Raw genomic sequence first — 14,995 nt, forward strand, 5'->3', positions numbered from 1 at the left:
ACGCATTCCAAACCCTTCGTCTGGGACATCCTCACACAGTTCTGAGGTTGGACGTCGGCAGCCACCGGCCGGATCCCCCTACCTTGACCAGTGAGCGGACGTCCGGGGCGCTCCCGCGCGCGGTGCGCAGCGCATGCCGGACGTCCGCTCGCTGACTGAAGCGGGGAGACACCCCACCGGTGCGTCTCGCGCGCTCCCCCTTGGACCGGCCGCCGCACCCCGCCAACTCCAGAGGGGAGAGATCCGTACAGGCGGGAGCGATCCAACCGGTGCGTTTCGCTCCCGGTAGAGGTAACTCTCCCGCCTTGAACTGGACCGCCACCGCCGACGACGCGCGCTGGCTGAAGCCCGGGAGCGATCCAACCGGTGGGCAACTCTCCCGCCTTGAACTGGACCCGGCGGGCGAGCACGCCCAAGGCCGCGCCTCAGGCCTCCGGAGCCTCGAATTTCTTGGTGCGCTGCATGCCTGCCGCACGACCCTTGGCGGAGATGACCAGCGCCATCTTGCGGGACGCCTCGTCGATCATCTCGTCGCCGAGCATGACCGCACCCATGGCGCCACCCTCCGCGGAGGTGTAGTACTCGTAGGCGTCAAGGATCAGTTCCGCGTGGTCGTAGTCGTCCTGGCGGGGGCTGAACACCTCGTTGGCGGCCTCCACCTGGCCGGGGTGCAGCACCCACTTGCCGTCGAATCCCAGGGCAGCGCTGCGACCGGCGACACGCTTGTATCCCTCGACATCCTTGATCTGCAGGTACGGGCCGTCGATGGCCTGCTTGTCGTGTGCGCGCGCCGCCATGAGGATGCTCATGAGGATGTGGTGGTAGGCGTCACCCACGTCATAGCCCGGGGGCTGCTCACCCACGACGAGCGACTTCATGTTGATGCTGGCCATGAAATCCGCGGGCCCGAAGATGATGGTCTCCACGCGGGGGCTGGCGGTGGCGATCTTGTCCACGTTGAGCAACCCGAGGGCGTTCTCGATCTGGGCCTCGATGCCGATGCGGCCCACCTCGAAACCGTTGGCCTTCTCGATCTGGGTCAGCAGCATGTCCAGCGCCACGATCTGCTCGGGCGTCTGCACCTTCGGCAGCATGATGCAGTCGAGGTTCTGGCCGGCTCCCTCGACCACCTCGATGACGTCGGCGTAGGTCCAGTGGGTGGTCCAGTCGTTGACACGGACGACGCGCACCTTGTCCCCATAGCCGCCTTCGTTCAGCGCGGCCACGATGTTCTTGCGGGCGTCGGGCTTGGCGATGGGGGCGACGGCATCCTCAATGTCCATGAAGACCTGATCGGCTGGCAGGCCCTTGGCCTTCTCCAGCATCTTCGGGCTGCTCCCGGGCACGGCCAGGTTGGAACGTCGGCTGCGAAGGGTTTCAGTCATGCTTCGACCATAACCAGCGGTCCGCACGGCCGGTTTCACACCCCCGATTCGGGCATCTGCGGCGAACTGCCCCGCACAACCACCACCAACCCGAGGAGCATGACGGCCAGGCCCACCACCAGCGACCAGCCGACGGACTGCCCGAGGAACAGCGCCGCGAGGATCGTGGCGCCCGGGGCCTCGAACAGGATGGCGGTGCTCACCACCGTGGCGGATGTCCGGTGCACGACCGCGTTCATCGCGGAGTGCCCGCCGATCTGTGCCACGAGCGTGATGGCCAGGATGAGCAGCCAGTCACGCGGTGCGTAACCGAGCAGGGGCACGGTCGCGATCAGACAGACCCCGAGCAACGCCACAGCCGACACCCCGTAGACCGCGCTGGTATAGGAACCGAGGTCGGTGTCGGCGCGCAGTCGTTCACCGAACGTCACGTATAGCGCCGCCAGCATCGAGGCCACCAGCGCCAGGCCGATCCCGATCCAGGCGGACCGGTCCAGCCGCCCTCCGGCACCGGTGAGCACGAGCACCCCGACGATGCTCACCCCGATGCCCCACCAGACCATCCGGGCGGGCCGCACCCCGGTGAGGCGGGCGATGAGGGCCGACCACACCGGCTGCGTGGAGATCATCGCGGTGGACAGCGCCACGCTCGTGAACCGCAGACTCGGGATCCAGGTCGCGAAGTGGGCCGCGAGGGCGACGCCGGGGGCGATCGTGCCGCCCGCCCCGGCGGGCAGGCGGATCCGCCGCGAGGTCACCAGCATCCATCCGGCCGTCAGTCCCGCCGCCAGCAGGCAGCGGTACATCGCGATCGCCAGGGAGGGCGCGTCGCAGGCCGCGATCAGAGGTGCGGACGCGCTGACGCACACCACCGCGAGGGCCAGCAGCAGCCCGTCGCGAGCCGATATGGAGGCGCTCAGGCCAGGTCCGCCAGGCTGATGGTCTGCTTCTTCGGCGGGGCCGTGATCTCGACCTTCTTGTCCCACTGCGTGAAGTCGATCTGGCTGGCCTCGGGCTGGTCCGGCGAACTGGTCAGCAGCAACGGGTACGGTTTGCCGGTCGTCGCCACCCACAAGGTGCCGATGGACGCCGTGATGGGCACCGCGGGTTGGTTCTGCGCCACGCCCACGTCACCCACCTGCGCGGACTCGTCGAGACGCAGGAACTGGTTGATCAACGGTCGCAGGGTGCTCGTCTGCTTGAACGAGGCGAGTTTGGGGTTGCTGAGTTCGCCGGCCACCCATTTGTCGCCGATCTCCTTGGCCTTCTTGGCGTTGAACGCCTGCGTCCAATAGGCCTCGTCGGCCTTGATGTAGATGACCCCATCGACCGCCCGCGTTTTGAGGACCGTCTCCCCGGCCGAACGCGTACCCTCACTGGCATCCTTGGTCGCCACGAGGTCCAGCGAGGCCTGCGGGCTCGCCCCGACGATGTGGACGCTGCGCGCGGAAAGGGCCGCCTTGTTCGCGCGGTCGAGGATCTTCTGCGGCTCGAGCGTCTCGACGCCGTTCGGCTTGCCGGCGGGTTCGACCGGCCCGGACGGCGATGCCGACGCGGTCTGCGACACTGCCGGGGAGGCCGACTGCTCCGCACCGGAGTCCGAGCCGGAGCACCCCGCCGCGGTCGCCAGGACCAGGATCCCCGCTGTCATGAATGCCACGCGCATCGCGTTGCCCGCTTCCGTCGTCCCGGTCATTGTCGCTGACACGCTATCCGACGTCCCTGAGGAATGCCCGTGACCACCCCGGGCCGGGACGGTAGCCTGCGGACGTGACGGTGACACGCGCGTTCATCGCCCGGCTGCACGGATCCGCGGTCTTCGATCCCAACGGTGAGCAGCTGGGCAAGGTCCGCGACTTCGTCGTCATCCTCCGCCACGGCGCACAGCCGCCCCGGGTCGTCGGGCTGGTGGTGGAGGTCGGCGCACGCCGGCGCATCTTCCTGCCCATCACCCGCGTCACGAAGTTCGATGCGGGTCAGATCGTGTCCACGGGCGTGCTGGACCTGCGGCGGTTCAAGCTGCGCCCCGGGGAGACGCTGGCCGTCGGGGAACTCTTCGACCGCACCGTGGAGATGCGCGACACCGGCGAGCGCGTCAAGATCCTGGATCTGGCGATGCAGCAGAACGCGCGCCGGGACTGGGAGATCGCCCAGGCCTACGTGCGCGGCGGCCGAGGCCTGACCCGCCGGGGTCAGACCCGCGTCGTGCCGTGGCGGGAACTCACCGGGCTCAGCGTCTCCGAACCCGACCAGGCGACCGAGACCATGCTGGAGTCGCTGGCCGACATGCGCCCGGCCGATGTCGCCAGCGTGCTGCACGACCTGCCGGAGAAGCGCCGCCTGGAGATCGCCCGCGCGCTCGACGACGAGCGCCTCGCCGACGTGCTCGAGGAGATGGCCGAGCACGATGCAGTGCAGATCATGAGCGCTCTGGAGTCCGAGCGGGCCGCCGACGTCCTCGAGGAAATGGACCCCGACGACGCGGTCGACCTGCTCAGCGACCTGAGCCCGGAGCAGGCCCGCCAACTCCTGGAACTCGTCGAGCCCGAGGACGCCGAGGACCTGCGCCGCCTTCTCAGCTACGACGAGTTGTCCGCCGGCGGCATGATGAGCCCGGATCCGGTGATCGTGGGGGCCGACGCGACGGTGGCCGAGGCCCTCGCGCAGATCCGCAACCCCGACCTCTCCCCCGCTCTGGCCTCGCAGGTCTACGTCGTGCGTCCGCCCATGCAGACGCCCACGGGCAAGTTCCTCGGGGTGGTGCACTGGCAGCGCCTGCTGCGCGAGCCACCCAGCGACCTGGTCTCCCGAGTCATCGACAAGGACCTGGCGGCACTGCCCCCCGAGACCCCGCTGGCCACGGTCACCCGATATTTCGCCGCCTACAACCTGGTGGCCGTCCCGATCGTCGACCCCAACGGTCACCTGCTGGGCGCGGTCACCGTTGACGACCTGCTCGATCACCTCCTCGGCGACAACTGGCGCGAGGAGTCGACGGGGGTGGCCGATGCCTGAGCGCAGCAGCCTGGAGCAACCGGCGCGGGGCAGGCCGTCCATCCGGCCCACGGTCCAGCCGGAGACCTTCGGCAAGATCTCCGAGCGGGTCGCGCGGTTCCTCGGTTCGTGGCGGTTCATCGCGTGGATGACCCTCATGATCGTGGCGTGGGTGGTCTACAACATCATCGCCGGCAACCCGGTCGACCCGTACCCCTTCATCTTCCTGACCTTGCTGCTGAGCCTGCAGGCGTCCTACGCCGCCCCGCTGATCCTGCTGGCCCAGAACCGTCAGGACGACCGCGACCGGGTCCAGATCAAGGAGGATCGCGACCGCACCGAGCGCCTCATCGCCGACACCGAGTACCTGGCACGCGAGATCGCCGCGCTGCGGATCGGCCTCGGCGATGTCGTGACCCGCGACTACCTCCGGCGGGAACTCCGCGCGCTGATGGACGAACTCGAGCGCGACGACGGCGGCTTCTGACCGGCCACGCACCCGGTCAGGCCCCTGAGGCCACCGACGTACGATGGCGCCATGCCCACTGTTGAGGCCATCACTATTGCGCTGGCCACCGTCGAGGATCCCGAGATCCGCAGACCCATCACCGATCTGGGGATGGTGAAGTCGGTGACGCTCGACGACGCGGGGGTCGCTCACGTCGAGGTGTACCTGACCATTGCCGCCTGCCCCATGCAGAACACGATCGCCGACCGGGTGCGGGCAGCTGTGGCCGCAGTGCCCGGGGTGACCGGGGTCGACCTCACCTTCGACGTGATGGACGAACAGCAACGCAAGAACCTGCGCGAGACGTTGCAGGGACCGCAGAAGGACAACCCCTTCAACCGGCCCGGGAACCTGACGAAGATCATCGCGGTGGCCTCCGGCAAGGGCGGCGTCGGCAAGAGTTCCGTGACGGCCAACCTCGCGGTGCAACTGGCGGCCACGGGCAACAGGGTCGGTCTCATCGACGCAGACATCTACGGCCATTCGATCCCGCGCATGCTGGGCGTGACAGCACCCCCCACCGTGGTGGAGGGCATGCTGCTGCCCCCGCAGACCTATGGAGTGGCCAGCATCTCGGTACTCCCGTTCAAGTCCGGGGGCAACAGCCAGGCCGTGGCCTTCCGGGGACCCATGCTGCACCGGGCGCTGAACCAGTTCCTCACCGACGTCTACTGGGGGGACCTCGACTGGCTGCTGCTCGACCTGCCGCCCGGTACCGGTGACGTGGCGATCTCCGTGGCACAACTGCTGCCCCACGTGGAGATCCTCGTGGTCACCACCCCGCAGGTTGCCGCGGCCGAGGTGACAGTGCGTGCAGGCATGCTCAGCGAATACACCAATCAGCGCGTGATGGGCGTCGTGGAGAACATGAGCGCCTTCCCCTGCCCGCACTGTGGGGAGCCGATGGACCTGTTCGGTGCCGGTGGCGGCGAGATCGTCTCCAAACAACTCAGTGCGACTCTCGGCACCGACGTCCCGCTGCTGGGGAAGATCCCCTTCGACGTGCGCCTGCGGGAGGGCGGGGACCAAGGCCGGCCCCTGGTACTCGATGTGCCCGACGCCCCCGCGTCGGTCGCCATCCGGGCGATCGCCGAGCGCTTCGTCGCAAAGCCGCGGGGACTGGCCGGCCTCAACCTCGGGATCTCACCGGTCGGCCGCTGACCACTGCGCCGACTCAGGTCGCGTTGGGGTCGATCGGGGGCGAGGCCGACGGCGCTGCGGACGGCTTCGGTGCCTCCGCGGGTTCGGCCAGCGAGGACAGCATCCGCTTGGGGTGCAGATCAGCCAGACCCTGCAGGTCGCGCGTCATGTCGTCCATGTCGACCGACTCGGAGATCTGCGAGCGCGCTTGCGTCAGGGTCTCCCGAGTCCGGTTGACGAACCGGCCGGCACTGGCCGCCGCCCCCGGCAGGCGATCCGGCCCGAAGACCAGCAGGGCGAGCAGCCCGAGGACGAGTAACTCGCCCAGGCCGATGTCGAACACCATCCCAGACTACGTCAGCGCTGGCCGAGCGTGACCTCGATCTCGTCGCCGTTGTCCAGGGTCAGCGTGATCCGGTCGCCGGGGGCGTTCTGCCGGATGTCCGTGATGAGGCCCACCGCATCGTCGACCCGCTTGCCATCCAGCGCCACGATGACATCGCCGGCCTTGATCCCTGCCTCCTCGGCAGGACCACCGGGGGTCACCGACTGCACGCTTGCACCTTGCCCGGTGTAGGAGAAGTCGATCGTCGCGCCGATGACCGGGGTCGCGGCCGTGCCGGTCTTGATGAGCTCCTGCGCGATGCGGTTGGCCGTGTTGATCGGGATGGCAAAGCCGAGGCCGATGCTGCCCGCCTGGCCGCCACTGCTGGAGTTCAGGGAGGCGATGGCGGAGTTGACCCCGATCACCTGCCCCTCGGCATTGACCAGGGGGCCACCGGAGTTGCCCGGGTTGATCGGCGCATCGGTCTGGATGGCGCTGATGAACGAGGTCTCACTGCCGTCGGCTCCGCCAGCGGTGACGGGCCGATCGAGCGCACTGACGATCCCGCTGGTGACCGTTCCCTCCAGACCCAGCGGCGACCCGACCGCGATCGACTGGTCGCCCACCTGCACACTCTCGGAGTCGCCGATCGTCGCGGGGGTCAGTCCGGTCGTATCGACCTTGACAACGGCGAGGTCGTAGTCGGCGTTGCGTCCGACGAGGTCGCCGGTCAGTCGCGTCCCGTCCTGGAGAACGACGTCGATCGTCCCCCCGTTGGCGGCCGCCTCGATCACGTGGTTGTTCGTGAGGATGTAGCCGTCCTGGCTGAGGATGAAGCCCGAACCCGAACCCGCCTGGCCGTTTCCGCTGACCTCGAGGGAGACCACGCTGGGCAGCACCTTCTGGGCGATGGCTGCGATCGATCCGTCGGCACGCACCGACAGGGCCTGCGGGTCGCTGGGCGCGGTGACCGTGACCGCGGAGGAACTCTGGTTGCTCCGGGCCAGTTCGTATCCGACGGCACCGCCCCCCACACCGGCGAGCAGGCCAGCAAGTGCGGCGATCGCGATGACCTTGCCCACACCGCCCGGCTTGGCGGGTGGCAGTTCGGCTTCAGTGGTCACGCCGGGGGGCGGTGGCAGATACCCGTCGGCACCGGGCGTCGGCCAGGCCCGGGTGGGCTGCTGCTGGCTGTAGTCGTAGCCCTGGTACGCCGGGTACGCCGCGGTCTGCTGCGCATCCGGGTCGGGGACCTGGGTGCCCTGGTCGGGAGCCGGCCACGCATACGGATCGGGTCCGGCAGACTGCGGCGCGGCATAGGTCTGCCCGTCGGTCTGCTGCGCAGCACCCACCTGCGACGGCGGCGAGCCGTCCGGCGGCACCTCGTCCTGAGACATCTGCGACTCCTCATGGTTCACGACTGAACTCACCGTAACTCTCCCTCGTACACGCCACTGCCCTCAGGATGCGCCGCCGTCTGCGAAGGCCGCCAGACAGTCGCGGTTCGGGCCTTGTCAGTGACGTGTAAGACCGGGGCTCCCGACCGTCGCATGGGGCGAATTCCGGCGGTGGCCACCCGCAGCGGACTGCCTGGACGGTACTGTCGCACCATGGACGCCACCTCCTCCGCCGCTGTGAATCCGAAGGATCTGTTGGCCTTCTGCGAGAACTGGAACACCGCGATCCTCACCGGTGAACTCACGCCGAGCACGGTCAACGCCAGCGTCCTGCGACTGCTTTCGCTGTGTGCCGCGCTGACTGACGCGCATGCCGCAGTCGAGGTGGGCTCTCACCACGGCACCACCGGCCTGGCCCTGTTCGAAGGTATGGCCGACGACGGGGTCCTCACATCCGTGGAGCCGGATCCGGAGCGGCTGCGCGTGGCCAAGGAGGCCTTCGCCGCCGCCGACGTGGGGCACGCGCGCACCCGGCTCATCGCCGCCGACCCGCACGAGGTTCTGACCCGACTGACGGACGGCCACTACGACCTGTTCCTCTCCGCGGGCAAACCGGCCGACCACATGTCCTTCGCCGAGCAGGCGGCACGACTGCTGCGCCCAGGCGGCATCGCCGTGTTCCTCGACGTGGCCGACGCCGCGGACCCGGCCAAGCGTGAGCCAGAACAACTGGCTGTGCGCGCCTTCACCGAGGTCATGCAGAACGACGAGAAGTGGCTGACCACGCTGTTGCCGCTGGCTGATGGCGTCCTGGTCGCCGTGCTGCGCCCCTAGCGTCGCCCGCCTGGCGTCGCTTCCCGGGCGCCCAGCACATCGAAGGCGCTGGTCCACGGGCGCTGCTCACCGATCAACCGCGGCGACTCTAGTAGCGAGCGCCGTCGGCCAGCCACCGGCCCAGCAGCGCGGCGCCGAATCCCGTGCCGCCGAGCGTGCGCACCCCCGCCGACGCCGTGGCGCGTGCCGGGCCTGCGATGTCCAGGTGGGCCCATGGGACATCCCCGGTGAAGGCCTGCAGGAAAAGGGCCGCCGTGATGGCGCCGGCACCCCCACCTGCGACCACCGGGATATGGCACTGGTCGGCGATGTCCGAGCGCAGCCAGGGCCGGTAGGACTCGACCAGCGGCAATGGCCACAGCGGCTCACCCACCGTGCGCCCGGCGGCAGCGAGTGCCCGCTGCAGGCGTGGGCGGGGGGTGAACAACGCACCCATCTCGCGCGACAGAGCCAGGGTGGCCGCGCCGGTCAGGGTGGCGACGTCGATGAGCACGTCGGGCTGCAGGTTCCTCCGGGCATGGGCCAGCAGGTCGGCGAGTACGAGCCGGCCCTCGGCATCGGTGTTGCGGACCTCGCTGGTCCGTCCGTCGACGTGGGTGATGACATCGCCGGGCCGGTACGACGTAGCGCCGAGGGCGTTCTCGGCCAGCCCGAGCACCACCGTCAGCCGCCTGTCCCCGGCCAGGCGCAGCACTGACAGCACCGCAGCTGCGCCGGCCATGTCGGATTTCATCAAGCCCATGAACTCCCGCGGTTTCAGCGACAGGCCGCCGGAGTCGAACGTGATCCCCTTGCCCACCAGTACGACGTGGGGTCCGGCCCCGGTCTTGCGGAGGATGGCGACGCGGGGCGGGGACGCCGCACCACCACCGACGGCAAGCACCCCACCGAAACCACCGGCCCGCAACTGCGGCACCCCCAGAACCTCGATGTCGGCACCGACCTGCCGCGCAACGCGCCGGGCCTGGTCCACCATCCATTGCGGGTTCTTGGTGTTGGAGGGTGTGTTGACCAGGTCCCTGGTCGCCATCGTGGCGTCGGTACCCGCGAGCACCTCCGAGAGGTCGGGACCGCCCGGGTCCACCAGCAACTGCCGGCCGCGGTCTTCGGCGGGAAAGCGATAGCCGGCCAATCGCCAGCCGGTCACGAATGCGCGCAGGTCGCGGGCCCGCGGCGAGCTGGCGAACGCAACGGTCCCCGCCGGAACCGTGCGCGCTGCCTCCGCGCCGAACGCGGTCCAGTCCTTCGGAGGACCGGCGATCAGCAGCCAGCGCTGCGGACCATCACCTTGCAGCACGCAACCACCGGGGCCCGGTCGCAGCGCCTCCGGCAGGACCACCTGATCCACGCCGAGCACGAGGATCGTGCCGTCGGGCTGGGCAGAACTGCGAACGACATCCACGCGTGGAACCTCTCGACTGGGCGGAGCGAAGACACCGAAGCGGGCCCCGGAATCCCGGGACCCGCCTGGGTTCAGACGTCTACTCGATGCTCTGCAGGAGACCGCCGAGTTCCTCTGCCTCGTCGCGAGAGATCTCCACGACGAGACGGCCACCACCCTCAAGGGGAACCCGCATCACGTAGCCGCGTCCCTCTTTGGTGACCTCCATCGGGCCATCGCCCGTACGCGGCTTCATGGCCGCCATATCGGTCCCCTTTCGTCGCTCACGAACACAGTTGCCGCGTGACCCGCCGTGCGGGAACTCACCACATCCACGCTGCGCATAGTCTATCCGTCGCACGCCACCTTCGTGTGGCTGCGCGGCAAAGCCGGTCTCTAGGCGCTGCTGGCGAAGCGCGCGAACCTGCGCAACGAGAAAGCCACCCCCGCGGCCAGGAGCGGCTTCACCACCAGCGCCCAGCCCAACTGGCCCAGGCGGCCCAGGGGGAGATCCACTTCCTCGCGCCAGACGAAGCGGCTGCCGTTGCCCGCCGGCTCCACGCGGAACACGCCAATGCCTCGCACGAACGTGCCGGTGTGATCCACCTCGACCACCCGGGGCCGCTCCCAGCGGGTGATCGTCATCGTGTCCCAGAAACCCAACGGCCCCACTCCGGTGAACGCGGCGATGCCACCGCCAACCCCCGCGCCGCCCTGCTCGGCGGCACGGACCCGAGTGCCCAGCATCCACTCGTGCTGGCGGTCCCAGTCGGTCATCGCAGCGAACACCGTCTGCGGATCGGCGGGGACGTCCACGGTCAGTTGCAGCGCGCGGCGCTTACCCATCGGAGGGCTCCTGCGGGGCGAACGGGCTGTCCGCCCGCTGGGTCACGCTCGCCGCCTCGAGTTCGGCGATGCGCTCGCGCAGGACTGCCAGTGCGGCGTCGACATCGGACATGCGATACCCACGCAACGCCACCGGCAGCCGCAGTTGATCCACGTCACCGGCACTGGGATGGGCGGGCAGGTCGGCGGTGTAGCGGGCGCGGGTCGGCTGCGGTATGTCGGGAAGGCGGCCGGCCAGCACCAACGCGAACGCCACCACCAGGCCAAAAGCCAGCAGTGCGAAGACCCAAGCCATCCTCGCCTCCTTTCGCGCGAACCTGCGATACCTGACAGTCTGGCACTGCCAGGGAGGAGCACCAGTGCTGACGTTCGGCCCCCACCGATTCGACGACGACCTACTGGTCATGGCGATCATCAACCGCACCCCCGACTCCTTCTACGACCGGGGGGCCACGTATGCCCAGGACGCCGCTCTGGACCGTGTGGACGAGGTCGTGGCGCAGGGCGCGCAGATCGTCGACATCGGCGGCGTGAAAGCCGGGCCGGGACAGCCGGTGGATGCCGAGGAGGAGAAGCGACGGGTGGTGTCCTTCGTCGCGGAGGTGGCCGCCCGGTATCCCGATCTGGTGATCTCGGTGGACACCTGGCGGGCCGAGATCGGCGAGGCGGTCTGCCAGGTCGGCGCCACCTTGCTCAACGACGCGTGGGGAGGTCACGATCCCGCTCTCGCCGAGGTTGCTGCGCGCTACGGGGTCGGCCTGGTGTGCACGCACGCCGGCGGCCTCACTCCGCGCACCCGGCCGCATCGTGTGCACTACCCGGACATCATGGCCGCGGTCCTCGACGACGTGCTCGGGCAGGCTGAACGCGCGGTCGCCTTGGGCGTGCCCCGCTCCGGCATCCTGATCGACCCGGGTCACGACTTCGGCAAGAACACCCGCCACTCGCTGGAATGCACCCGCCGGCTCCCGGAGATGGTCGAAACCGGTTGGCCAGTGCTTGTCTCGCTGAGCAACAAGGACTTCATCGGCGAGACGCTCGACCGGCCGGTGGGCGAGCGCCTGGTCGGGACGCTTGCGACCACCGCCGTGTCGGCCTGGCTGGGTGCGCGCGTCTACCGGGCGCACGAAGTGGCGCAGACCTTCGACGTGCTGCACATGGTGCAGGCGATCGCCGGATCACGCCAGCCGGCGGTGAACCGGCGCGGGCTGGCGTAGGGGCGGGCCGCCGGACCGGCCAGCCTGAACCCGAACACCGGGCACCGTCACACAGATCCCTGGTCCACACGGCGGATGACCTCCACCACCTCGGCAGGGTCGTCGGTCACGTGCAGCAACTCGTGGTCCCGCGCGCCGATCTTCGCCTCCGGCGCCAGGGTCCCACGGATCCAGTCCACCAGTCCGGCCCAGTACGAGGCGCCGACCAGCACGATCGGGAACCGCGTGACCTTCTGGGTCTGCACCAGGGTCAAGGCCTCGAACAACTCGTCGAGGGTGCCGAAGCCCCCCGGGAAGACCACGAAGCCGCGGCTGTACTTCACAAAGCACGTCTTGCGCGCGAAGAAGTACCGGAAGTTGACGCCGATCTCGACCCACTCGTTGATCCCCTGCTCGAAAGGCAGTTCGATCCCGAGGCCGACGCTGGTGCCACCGGCTTCGAAGGCGCCCTTGTTCGCCGCCTCCATGATCCCGGGGCCGCCACCAGTGATCACCGCATACCCAGCCCCCACCAGTCGTCGGCCGACCTCCTCGGCGGACCGGTACTCGGAATGATCGCGCGCGGTACGGGCCGAGCCGAACACGGAGATCGCCGGCCCGACGTTGGCCATGGCCCCGAAGCCCTCCACGAACTCAGCCTGGATGCGCAGGACCCGCCAGGGATCAGTGTGGACCCAGTCGCCTGACGCCCGGCTGTCGAGCAGTCGCTGGTCGGTCGTCGAACCGCGGGCCTGCCGTCCCCGAAGGACGACCGGTCCGCGATGACGCTGGGGTGCCGGCGGTGAATACCAGTTCTCAGAGGCATCGTTCATGCCGCCACCGTAAGGGCGTTCCGGTGACGAACCGGCAACCTCGCCGTGACGCGGCGGCCAACTATGGCGCGGTAAGGGACGGGCTGGGGCTGGTCGACGGGCTGGGGCTGGTCGACGGGCTGGGGCTGGTCGACGGGCTGGGGCTGGTCGACGGGCTCGGGCTGACACCAGGCCGGCCCAGCGGAATGTCGTAGCGCTGCGCCGCGGCGGGACCCAGGCCCGCCTCGGCCAGCAGTTGTTCGCCCGTCCCGCGGTACACGTTGAGGTCCAGGGTGCGCGATCCGGAGCCCGGCAGCCGCCCGGAGTCCGTGAACTGCCAGACGCGCGCGTGATCTGCCGGCCAGCCGCGGATCTGCAAGGGCCGGTCCTTGAGGTACAGCCCCCAGTTCGCGTGCCACAGCGGATAACGCTGCAGCCTGCGGTCGGCGAGCAGGCGCTTCTCCATGTAATGCGTGTACGAGTAGAACCACGGCGTGCGTCCCGTACGTTTCTCGACGACGCGCAACCAGGTCGTGGCCCAACGCGTCAGCTGAGCCGGCCGCAGTCGGGTGGCGTCGGTCTCCAGGTCCAGTGCCAGCGGCAGGTGCCCCTGGGGAAGGCGTCCGCCCACCCTGCGGACGGCTTTGCGGGCCTGGGCCTTGGCGTCGGCCACCACCCGTCCCTTACGACTGGTGGGGACCGCGTAGTAGTAGGCCCCGACCAGTAGTCCCGCCCTGCGCGCCGCGGCCTTGTCCCGCCAATACCAATACCCCGCCTCGGCGTGCGCCGAACCTGACGTGTCGCCGGACTTGATGACGACGAAGCGCACCCCGCGCTGCTGCAACTTGCTGAAGTCCAGCACCCCCGGGCCGATGTGCTGCCAGCGCGAGACGTCGACACCCCGGATGTCGGTCAACCCCTGGTGCGCCCACGAGGTGGCCTTGGGCTTGGGCTTGCCGAGCACCGGATTCATTGCGCTCAGGGCCACGACGGCGCACAACGCGGCCGCTCCGGTCGCCACCACCCCGGTCTTCATCGCAACCACTCCACCATCTGCTGCTCGCACCGTTCCAAGTGCTCGATCGGCACGTACTCGCCGCGGGTGTGGGCCAGCGAGGGATCGCCGGGACCGAAGTTGACCGCCGGTACCCCCAGCGCGGAGAAGCGCGCCACGTCGGTCCAGCCGAACTTCGGGCGGGGGGCTGCCCCCGTCGCCTTCAGGAAGGCCTGGGCCGCAGGGTGGGACAGCCCCGGCAGGGCACCGGCCGAGTTGTCGACGACGTCGAGTTGGTAGCCGTCGAACACCTCGAGCATGTGGTCGAGCGCTTCCTGCGGGCTGCGGTCGGGCGCGTACCGATAGTTGATCGTGACGACACACGCATCGGGGATCACGTTGCTGGCCACGCCGCCCTCGATGCCCACGGCGTTGAGCCCCTCCCGATAGGTCAGACCGTCGATGGTCCGGGTGCGGGGCCGGTAGTCGACCAAGCGGTGCAGGATGTCAGAGGCCTCATGGATGGCGTTGCGCCCGAGCCACGAACGGGCCGAGTGCGCCCGCTGTCCCGACGTTGCGATGTGGGCTCGCAGCGTTCCCTGGCATCCCGCCTCCACACCGGCATCGCTGGGCTCCATCAGCACGGCGAAGTCGGCCCGCAGATACTCGGGGTGGGCCTCGGCGAGTTTGCGCAAGCCGTTGTGCTGGTCGTCGATCTCCTCGCATTCGTAGAACACATATGTCACATCGCGCCCGGGCTCGCTCACCTCGTGCGCGCACCGCAGGGCCACGGCGACCCCGCCCTTCATGTCGTTGGCGCCGAGTCCGTAGAGGTTCTCGCCCGCCACCCGGTGCGGCAGGTTGTCCGCCGCCGGGACCGTGTCGAGGTGCCCGCCGAGCACGACCCGCTCCGTACGGCCCAAGTGCGTACGGGCCACGACTGTGTTGCCGAAGCGCAGCACTTCGAGGTGAGGCAGCGTGCGCAGTGCCTGTTCGACGGCGTCGGCGATGCGCTGCTCGTGACGCGACTCGCTCGGGATGTCGACCAGGGCGGCGGTCAGGCCGACCACGTCCGCGGAGAGATCCAGCATCGGACCAGGCTACCTGCCCGTCCACGACCCGCTGGAACCTGTCCGGATGCCGGCTGCCCGGGACTTCGCCGAACCGCACCCTGGTGGCAGGC

General features: G+C 69.3%; 16 protein-coding genes and 1 pseudogene. 5 read left to right on the forward strand and 12 right to left on the reverse strand.

The features are described from left to right. Nucleotides 1-425: 425 nt before the first annotated feature. The 3 genes from IPG68_07365 to IPG68_07375 are packed head-to-tail and all read right to left on the reverse strand — an operon-like array spanning nucleotide 426 to nucleotide 3,081. Entirely contained in the window at nucleotides 426-1,385 is a 960-nt protein-coding gene (locus IPG68_07365; protein MBK6763097.1) for a CoA ester lyase, read from the reverse strand. Nucleotides 1,386-1,420: 35 nt separating this feature from the next. Continuing rightward, nucleotides 1,421-2,371, reverse strand: coding sequence for a DMT family transporter (locus IPG68_07370; protein MBK6763098.1), 951 nt, complete (start codon nucleotides 2,369-2,371; stop codon nucleotides 1,421-1,423). Beyond that, nucleotides 2,302-3,081, reverse strand: coding sequence for a hypothetical protein (locus tag IPG68_07375; GenBank protein ID MBK6763099.1), 780 nt, complete (start codon nucleotides 3,079-3,081; stop codon nucleotides 2,302-2,304). Before IPG68_07375 ends, IPG68_07370 begins: the two co-directional genes overlap by 70 nt. A gap of 74 nt (nucleotides 3,082-3,155) precedes the next feature. Between IPG68_07375 and IPG68_07380 the strand changes: the two genes are divergently transcribed. From IPG68_07380 to IPG68_07390, 3 genes are read left to right on the forward strand one after another with little or no spacing between them, the layout of a single operon-like run. Beyond that, nucleotides 3,156-4,400, forward strand: coding sequence for a magnesium transporter (locus tag IPG68_07380; GenBank protein ID MBK6763100.1), 1,245 nt, complete (start codon nucleotides 3,156-3,158; stop codon nucleotides 4,398-4,400). Then, the gene (locus tag IPG68_07385) at nucleotides 4,393-4,866 is read left to right on the forward strand and encodes a DUF1003 domain-containing protein (protein MBK6763101.1); all 474 of its coding nucleotides are present in this window, start codon (nucleotides 4,393-4,395) and stop codon (nucleotides 4,864-4,866) included. Before IPG68_07380 ends, IPG68_07385 begins: the two co-directional genes overlap by 8 nt. A 51-nt stretch (nucleotides 4,867-4,917) precedes the next feature. Continuing rightward, nucleotides 4,918-6,048 (forward strand): Mrp/NBP35 family ATP-binding protein, encoded by a 1,131-nt coding sequence (locus IPG68_07390; GenBank protein ID MBK6763102.1) that lies wholly within the window; start codon nucleotides 4,918-4,920, stop codon nucleotides 6,046-6,048. A gap of 13 nt (nucleotides 6,049-6,061) precedes the next feature. Here the strand turns inward: IPG68_07390 and tatB are convergent, their stop codons facing one another. Both tatB and IPG68_07400 read right to left on the reverse strand, forming a co-directional pair. Beyond that, nucleotides 6,062-6,370 (reverse strand): twin-arginine translocase subunit TatB, encoded by a 309-nt coding sequence (gene tatB / locus IPG68_07395; GenBank protein MBK6763103.1) that lies wholly within the window; start codon nucleotides 6,368-6,370, stop codon nucleotides 6,062-6,064. 14 nt (nucleotides 6,371-6,384) lie between these two features. After that, nucleotides 6,385-7,782 (reverse strand): trypsin-like peptidase domain-containing protein, encoded by a 1,398-nt coding sequence (locus IPG68_07400; GenBank protein ID MBK6763104.1) that lies wholly within the window; start codon nucleotides 7,780-7,782, stop codon nucleotides 6,385-6,387. Between the two features lie 180 nt (nucleotides 7,783-7,962). On the opposite strand from IPG68_07400, the gene IPG68_07405 reads away from it, so the two are divergent. Next, nucleotides 7,963-8,583, forward strand: a complete 621-nt coding sequence (locus IPG68_07405; GenBank protein ID MBK6763105.1) for a class I SAM-dependent methyltransferase — start codon at nucleotides 7,963-7,965, stop codon at nucleotides 8,581-8,583. 88 nt (nucleotides 8,584-8,671) lie between these two features. Here the strand turns inward: IPG68_07405 and IPG68_07410 are convergent, their stop codons facing one another. From IPG68_07410 to IPG68_07425, 4 genes and pseudogenes are all read right to left on the reverse strand, one after another. Next, nucleotides 8,672-9,985 carry a leucyl aminopeptidase family protein gene (locus IPG68_07410; protein ID MBK6763106.1) on the reverse strand — a complete coding sequence of 438 codons (1,314 nt, stop codon included), beginning with the start codon at nucleotides 9,983-9,985 and terminating at the stop codon, nucleotides 8,672-8,674. 79 nt (nucleotides 9,986-10,064) lie between these two features. Beyond that, nucleotides 10,065-10,229: a DUF3117 domain-containing protein gene (locus IPG68_07415; GenBank protein ID MBK6763107.1), complete on the reverse strand. Its 165-nt coding sequence runs from the start codon at nucleotides 10,227-10,229 to the stop codon at nucleotides 10,065-10,067. 131 nt (nucleotides 10,230-10,360) lie between these two features. Continuing rightward, nucleotides 10,361-10,810 carry an SRPBCC family protein gene (locus IPG68_07420; protein ID MBK6763108.1) on the reverse strand — a complete coding sequence of 150 codons (450 nt, stop codon included), beginning with the start codon at nucleotides 10,808-10,810 and terminating at the stop codon, nucleotides 10,361-10,363. A gap of 49 nt (nucleotides 10,811-10,859) precedes the next feature. Next, nucleotides 10,860-10,967, reverse strand: a pseudogene (locus IPG68_07425) (DivIVA domain-containing protein). 247 nt (nucleotides 10,968-11,214) lie between these two features. Between IPG68_07425 and folP the strand changes: the two are divergent. Continuing rightward, nucleotides 11,215-12,027, forward strand: coding sequence for a dihydropteroate synthase (gene folP, locus IPG68_07430; protein MBK6763109.1), 813 nt, complete (start codon nucleotides 11,215-11,217; stop codon nucleotides 12,025-12,027). A 47-nt stretch (nucleotides 12,028-12,074) separates the two neighbouring features. Here folP and IPG68_07435 read toward each other — a convergent pair whose 3' ends face one another. The 3 genes from IPG68_07435 to IPG68_07445 form a co-directional block, all read right to left on the reverse strand. Further along, nucleotides 12,075-12,839 (reverse strand): TIGR00730 family Rossman fold protein, encoded by a 765-nt coding sequence (locus IPG68_07435; protein ID MBK6763110.1) that lies wholly within the window; start codon nucleotides 12,837-12,839, stop codon nucleotides 12,075-12,077. Nucleotides 12,840-12,900: 61 nt separating this feature from the next. Next, nucleotides 12,901-13,854: a glycoside hydrolase family 25 protein gene (locus tag IPG68_07440; protein MBK6763111.1), complete on the reverse strand. Its 954-nt coding sequence runs from the start codon at nucleotides 13,852-13,854 to the stop codon at nucleotides 12,901-12,903. Further along, entirely contained in the window at nucleotides 13,851-14,903 is a 1,053-nt protein-coding gene (locus IPG68_07445; protein MBK6763112.1) for a succinyl-diaminopimelate desuccinylase, read from the reverse strand. The genes IPG68_07440 and IPG68_07445 overlap by 4 nt, the downstream gene beginning before the upstream one ends. Nucleotides 14,904-14,995 lie beyond the last annotated feature (92 nt).

This window comes from Micrococcales bacterium (assembly GCA_016703125.1).
GTDB lineage: Bacteria > Actinomycetota > Actinomycetes > S36-B12 > UBA10799 > JADKAV01.

Bases quoted from the DNA above. Each gene is read 5' to 3' on its own strand.
- folP (MBK6763109.1), top strand. From the start codon at position 11,215: ATGGCGATCATCAACCGCACCCCCGACTCCTTCTACGACCGGGGGGCC.
- IPG68_07390 (MBK6763102.1), top strand. From the start codon at position 4,918: ATGCCCACTGTTGAGGCCATCACTATTGCGCTGGCCACCGTCGAGGAT.
- IPG68_07420 (MBK6763108.1), bottom strand. From the start codon at position 10,810: ATGGGTAAGCGCCGCGCGCTGCAACTGACCGTGGACGTCCCCGCCGAT.
- IPG68_07375 (MBK6763099.1), bottom strand. From the start codon at position 3,081: ATGACCGGGACGACGGAAGCGGGCAACGCGATGCGCGTGGCATTCATG.
- IPG68_07405 (MBK6763105.1), top strand. From the start codon at position 7,963: ATGGACGCCACCTCCTCCGCCGCTGTGAATCCGAAGGATCTGTTGGCC.
- IPG68_07415 (MBK6763107.1), bottom strand. From the start codon at position 10,229: ATGGCGGCCATGAAGCCGCGTACGGGCGATGGCCCGATGGAGGTCACC.
- IPG68_07435 (MBK6763110.1), bottom strand. From the start codon at position 12,839: ATGAACGATGCCTCTGAGAACTGGTATTCACCGCCGGCACCCCAGCGT.
- IPG68_07445 (MBK6763112.1), bottom strand. From the start codon at position 14,903: ATGCTGGATCTCTCCGCGGACGTGGTCGGCCTGACCGCCGCCCTGGTC.
- IPG68_07365 (MBK6763097.1), bottom strand. From the start codon at position 1,385: ATGACTGAAACCCTTCGCAGCCGACGTTCCAACCTGGCCGTGCCCGGG.
- IPG68_07385 (MBK6763101.1), top strand. From the start codon at position 4,393: ATGCCTGAGCGCAGCAGCCTGGAGCAACCGGCGCGGGGCAGGCCGTCC.
- IPG68_07440 (MBK6763111.1), bottom strand. From the start codon at position 13,854: ATGAAGACCGGGGTGGTGGCGACCGGAGCGGCCGCGTTGTGCGCCGTC.